This window comes from uncultured Fretibacterium sp. (genome assembly GCF_938040765.1).
Lineage (GTDB): Bacteria > Synergistota > Synergistia > Synergistales > Aminobacteriaceae > CAJPSE01.
Window position 1 is genome coordinate 1 of record NZ_CALIAA010000027.1, and the last position, 5,844, is coordinate 5,844.

At 66.6% G+C, this 5,844-nt stretch carries 6 protein-coding genes; 4 read left to right on the plus strand and 2 right to left on the minus strand.

What is annotated here, in order from left to right; all coding sequences use genetic code 11:
- Positions 1-111: 111 nt before the first annotated feature.
- From Q0176_RS00820 to Q0176_RS00835, 4 genes are read left to right on the plus strand one after another with little or no spacing between them, the layout of a single operon-like run.
- Positions 112-1,032 carry a zinc ABC transporter substrate-binding protein gene (locus Q0176_RS00820; RefSeq protein ID WP_299298080.1) on the plus strand — a complete coding sequence of 307 codons (921 nt, stop codon included), beginning with the start codon at positions 112-114 and terminating at the stop codon, positions 1,030-1,032.
- 51 nt (positions 1,033-1,083) lie between these two features.
- Entirely contained in the window at positions 1,084-1,812 is a 729-nt protein-coding gene (aztA, locus tag Q0176_RS00825) for a zinc ABC transporter ATP-binding protein AztA (RefSeq protein ID WP_299298082.1), read from the plus strand.
- Entirely contained in the window at positions 1,809-2,693 is an 885-nt protein-coding gene (locus tag Q0176_RS00830; RefSeq protein ID WP_299298084.1) for an iron chelate uptake ABC transporter family permease subunit, read from the plus strand. The genes aztA and Q0176_RS00830 overlap by 4 nt, the downstream gene beginning before the upstream one ends.
- Entirely contained in the window at positions 2,677-3,762 is a 1,086-nt protein-coding gene (locus Q0176_RS00835) for a metal ABC transporter permease (protein ID WP_299298086.1), read from the plus strand. The genes Q0176_RS00830 and Q0176_RS00835 overlap by 17 nt, the downstream gene beginning before the upstream one ends.
- Positions 3,763-3,871: 109 nt before the next feature.
- On the opposite strand, the gene Q0176_RS00840 is transcribed toward Q0176_RS00835, so the two are convergent.
- Positions 3,872-4,501, minus strand: coding sequence for an NAD(P)-dependent oxidoreductase (locus Q0176_RS00840; protein ID WP_299298088.1), 630 nt, complete (start codon positions 4,499-4,501; stop codon positions 3,872-3,874).
- Positions 4,502-4,662: 161 nt separating this feature from the next.
- Positions 4,663-5,844: ATP-binding cassette domain-containing protein (locus Q0176_RS00845; RefSeq protein ID WP_299298090.1), on the minus strand; the 1,182-nt coding region annotated here is incomplete at its 5' end.

The window sequence follows — 5,844 nt, forward strand, 5'->3', positions numbered from 1 at the left end:
TAAGAATATCCTCTCAATCGTAAAGTTTTGTTAATCAAACTTTATGTATCCCTTTTGCCTTCTATGCGATTCCTGTGCACAGAAGAACTTTTCCCAAGGAGATTTTTTGCGATGAAACATTTTGAAACGATGAAAAAGAGGATGACGGCGCTTCCGATGTTTTTCCTGTTCCTGCTGTCCTTCTCCGCCGTCGGGCGGGCCGAGGTGCGGGTCGTCGCCACGACGACGATGCTCGCCGACCTGGCCCGAGTCGTCGGCGGCCCCCACGTCGCGGTGGACGGCCTGATGGGGCCCGGAATCGACCCGCACCTCTATCAGGCCAGCGCCGGGGACGTCGGCAAAATGCGGAGGGCGGACGTCGTCGTCCACAACGGACTGCACCTCGAGGGCAAGATGGGGGACGTCTTCGCGGCGCTGGACCGGCAAAACAAGACCGTGATCTGCGCCGCCGACGGCATCGACCGGGCGGATATCCTGACGGACGAAGGGGGTATCCCGGACCCGCACATCTGGTTTGACGTCCGGCTCTGGAAGGGCGCCGCCGCGGAGGTGGCCCGCGGGCTGGAGAAAGCGGACCCCGACCACGCGGAGGACTACAAGGCCAATGCCAAAAGGTACGAGAAGGACCTCGAGGACCTTCAGCGTTACATCGAGGACAGGGTTCGGGAGGTCCCCGAGGGGCAGCGCGTCATGGTGACGGCGCACGACGCCTTCAACTATTTCGGAAGGGCCTACGGCTTCGAGGTGCGCGGCCTTCAGGGCATCAGCACCGCGGCCGAGGCGGGCACCGCGGACGTCAGCGCCCTGGCCGACTTCATCGTGGAGCGCAGGATCAAGGCGGTCTTCGTGGAGTCCTCCGTCCCGCGCAAGACCATCGAGGCCCTTCAGGCCGCGGTGAAGGCCCGTGGGTTCGACGTGGGCATCGGCGGCGAGCTCTACTCCGACTCGCTCGGCGGGGCCGGTTCCGGTGCGGAGACCTACATCTCGACCGTAAAGGCGAACGTGGACACCATCACGAGCGCCCTGAAGTGATCCCCGATTCCGGTCAGGTATGGATGAAATCAGGTATGGATAAAAATGGAGATGCGTGAAGAGAACCCCTGGGCTCTCGAGGTCGAGGACCTGACCGTCGCCTACGATATCGAGCCGGTGCTCTGGGACGTGGACCTCGACATTCCCCGGGGGAGCCTGACCGCGGTCATCGGCCCCAACGGAGCGGGCAAGAGCACCCTGATCAAGGCCGTGCTGAAGCTGGTGCGGACCGTGGCGGGCGAGGTCCGCATCCACTCGGAGCGGGTCGCCTACGTGCCGCAGAGCGGCAGCGTGGACTGGGACTTTCCCGCCACGGTCCGCGACGTGGTGCTGATGGGGCGCTACGGCCACCTGGGATGGTTCCGGCGCCCGGGGGCTGCGGACCGCCGGATCGCCATGGAGACGCTGGAGCAGGTGGGCATGGCCGAGTTCGCCGATCGGCAGATCAGCCAGCTCTCCGGCGGCCAGCAGCAGCGGGCCTTTCTGGCTCGGGCCCTGGCCCAGGAGGCGGACCTCTACCTGATGGACGAACCGTTTCGCGGCGTGGACGCGCGGACGGAAAAAGTCATCGTCGAGCTGCTCAAGCGCCTGAAAGGAGAGGGAAAGACCGTCGTCGTGGTGCACCACGACCTCCAGACGGTCCGAAGCTACTTCGACTGGACGGTGCTGCTCAACCTGCGGCTCATCGCAGCCGGACCGACCGACGAGGTCTTTACGGAGGAGAACGTCCGGCGCGCCTACCGCAGCACGGAGACGCTCCTTGGGGAGGGCGCGTCATGAACGCGTTTCCCCTGCTGCACGACTATACCTTTCAGGTCGTCGCGCTGGGGGCCGCCCTGCTGGGGATGGCCAGCGGGTTGATCGGCAGCTTCGCGGTGCTGCGCCGGCAGAGTCTGTTGGGGGACGTCGTGTCCCACGCCGCGCTGCCGGGCATCGCCGCCGTTTTCCTGATGACCGGGACGAAGGATACCGTGTGGCTCCTGATCGGGGCTCTGTGTTCGGGGCTGACGGCCACCGGCTTCATCATCGGCGTCGTGCGCTACTCCCGCGTCAAGTTCGACACCGCGCTGGCGCTTGGGATGTCGGTCTTCTTCGGGCTGGGGCTGGTGCTGCTCACCTACGTGCAGAAGATCCCGAACTCGAACCAGGCGGGGCTCCAGCGCTTCATCTTCGGCCAGGCCGCGGTGCTCCTGAAGAGCGACATCCTCGTCATCGCGATCACGGGCGCGGTGCTGCTGGCGCTGACCCTCCTCTTCTGGAAGGAGTTCAAGCTGCTGAGCTTCGACCCGGAGTTCGCGCGGAGCCTGGGGCTCCCTACCCGAAGCCTCAACGTCCTTCTGTCCGCCATGACCGTCGCCGCCATCATCGCGGGGCTCCAGACCGTCGGGGTCATCCTGATGAGCGCGATGCTGGTGGCCCCGGCCGTCGCCGCGCGACAGTGGACGAACCGGCTGGGGGTCATGGTGGGGCTGGCGGCCCTGTTCGGCGCCGTCTCGGGCGTGGCGGGGACCCTGGCCAGCTCCGCGCTGCCGAAGCTCCCCGCCGGCCCCGCCATCGTGGTGGCCGCGGACGTCCTTGTGCTGATCAGCCTGGCCCTCGGCAGGGCGAGAAGCGGCCGGGGCCGGAAAGGGGGCGCGCCGGGCCATGTCTCCCGAGCTTGAGATTCAGCTGATCGCGGCGCTCGTCGCCGTCGCCTGCGCGCTGCCGGGCTGTTTCCTCGTGCTGCGCCGGATGTCCATGATGTCCGACGCGATCACCCACACGCTCCTGCTCGGGATCGTCCTCGCCTTCCTCGCCACGCACAGCCTGACCTCCCCGCTCCTGATCCTGGGGGCCGCGTCGGTCGGGCTCCTCACGGTCTGGCTGGCCGAGGCGCTCCAGCGCTCGCGCCGCGTCTCCGAGGACTCCGCCATCGGCCTGACCTTCCCGCTGCTCTTCAGCATCGCGATCATCCTGATCACGCACTACGCGGACTCGGTCCACCTGGATGCGGACGCCGTCCTGCTGGGCGAGCTGGCTTTCGCCCCCTTCGACCGCATGATCGTGGGCGGCGCCGACCTCGGCCCCAAGGCCGTCTGGTCGATGGGCTGCGTGGCGTTCCTCAACCTCGCCGCCCTGCTCCTGTTCTTCAAGGAGCTGAAGCTGGCGACGTTCGACCCCATCCTGGCGGCGCTCCTGGGCTTCGCGCCCGCGTGGCTGCACTACGGCCTGATGGCGTCCGTGTCGGTTACCGCCGTAGCGGCCTTTCAGGCCGTGGGGTCCATCCTGGTCGTCGCATTTATGGTCGGTCCCCCGGCGGGCGCCTATCTGCTGACCGACGACCTGAGGAAGATGATCGTCCTGAGCGCCGTCATCGGGGTGCTGAACGCCCTGGCGGGATATTGGGCGGCCGCGTGGCTGGACGTCTCCATCGCGGGCGGCATCGCCGTGGCGACGGGGCTTTCCTTCCTCGGCATCTTCGTCCTGTCGCCCAGCCGGGGGCTGCTGAGCGCCGTTCGGCGGCGGGCCCGCCAAAAGATGGAGTATCGGGAGCGGATCGTGCTGATCCACCTCCGCCACCACGAGGGCAGCGGGGACGAGGCCGAGGAGCTGGGGGTCGGCTCCATCCACCGGCACCTCGGCTGGCCGAGGGAGCTCGCCGGCTCCGTGCTGCGGCGCCTCGAGGCCGAGGGGAAAATCCGCATCGAGGACGGGGTGGTGAAACCCGCCGCCGACACCCGATTCCGCTAAAATGAGGATCGGCCCCGGAAGGGACCGATCTTCCTTACGCGATTTTACGACAGCGGGGGAAGGGAACGGGGCCGCCGGGAAGACCCCTGACCGCCCCGCGCTGCCGCGCTCACGCCACCACGACGGAGATCCTCTGCCGGATGTGGTCTCCCTTTACGGCCTCGTCCACCATGGCGACGGCATAGTCGGCGTAGCTGATCACGCTCTCACCTCTGGAGTTCAGGGTCAGCTCCTCCCCTCCCAGGATGTACTTGCCGGTCCTCGGCCCCTCGGCCTGAAAATCCGCGGCGGGGCTGATGTAGGTCCACCTCACGTCGTCTCGGGCGCGGAGCTCCTCCAGGGCCTTGCCCATGCTGGACGCGAGCGGTTTGAAGGCGTCCGGAAAGCCGGCCCCGTCCATCAGCTGCGCCGTGTGATCGGCGTTCACGTAGAGGCTTCCTGCCCCGCCGACGACCAGCAGCCTCGTGTTCCGGCCGCTCAGGGTGTCGCACAAGTGCTTCAGCGAGGCGCTGTGCTGCGGCAGGGTCTCCGGGGTCCAGGCCGCGAAAGCGTCCACGACGACGTCGAACCCCTCCAGGTCGGAGGCGGTCAGGTCGAAGAGGTCCTTTTGAATGGACCGCTTCGCCGCGCTCCGGTTCTCCCCCCGCACCACGGCCGTGACGTCCAGCCCTCTCCTCACCGCCTCCTCGACGATGAGACGCCCCGCCTTTCCATTGGCGCAGACCACAGCGATTTTCATGATTTCTTCCTCCACCCTTCAAAAATTTTCATCTTTTTTGTTCTCCCGGCATGTTTCCGCCGCGCCGGGAGCGGCGCATGAAGCCCGTTTGCCTCCACATAACGACATGCCGAGCAAGGCGGGCGACAACGACGAAGTACACGATCGATCGGAACCCTGAATTACGCTTCCTCGAGCTCCCTCAGGACCTCCCCGATATCCCCATCGACGAGAATCGAGCGGCCCTCCAGCTCGCGCGGGGCGGCCGCCTCCCCCAGGTTGACGCAGGCGTAGACCGCCCTTTCGTTTTTGACGGCCATGCGCCAAAAAGGATACTTGATGATGCCCGGCGTGTTCCAGCCCACCCCGAGCTCCAGGAACAGAAGCCGCGCGCCCTCGTGCCCCCGCAGGAAATCCCAGTACCGCCCCGCGGCGAGGCGCCAGGCCTCGTCCTCCACAAAGGTATCGTCACTGCGGAGGTTGTTCGCCATGGGGCCGCCGCACCGTGGACAGCGGGGAATCAGCTCCGTGGGGATTCGCATGTCCCTCTGCTCGGCCACCATGCGCCGCACCGGCGCTTCGTTGTCGTAGGTCCTTTGGTGGCAGGGCTTCGCGCATTGCCACAGCCCGTAGTCCCCCTGGGTGCAGAACAGGCGGAGCTCGTCGAACCCGGCCTTCTGAAAACAGTGGTCCACGTTGGTGGTGATGACGAAACAGTCCTTGCCGCTCATCAGAGCCCGCAGCCTGCGGTAGGCCGGGCCGGCGTCCTGCGCGTAGCGGTTGAGGTGGATGTAACGGCTCCAGTAGGCCCAATACTCCTCGGGCGTGGGATAGGGGTAGAAACCAGCCGTGTACATGTCCCGGTAGCCGTACCTCCCGATGAAGTCGGCGAAGTTGCTCTCGAACCGCTCCCCGGAATAGGTCATGCCGGAGGCCGTCGACAGGCCCGACCCCGCCCCCACCACGACGGCGTCCGCCTCCGCGATCCCCACCCGGCGCAGGAGCGCCGCCGCCCTTTCCTCCGCCTCGCGCCGCGGCGTGCCGAAGTGGTGGCGCATCCCCTCCGTGAGCTGTGCCCCGATGGACATCGTCGGGTCGAGCGACGTCATGGGGTCCTGAAAGACCATGGCGATTCGTTTCCCCGCCAGCTCCCGGCGGATTTCGGCCTGGGACATGTCCATGATGTGCCAGACGCCTCCGTCGGGAGGCATGAAGTCGATCGTCCCGCTCTCCAACTTGCCGTTGCTGCTCAGGATGCCCATGACGGCCTTCATGGTGACCGACTTTCCGGAGCCGGACTCCCCGACGATGGCCAGCGTCTCTCCGCGGCGCAGGTCGAGGTCCACGCCGCGAATCGCGTTCAC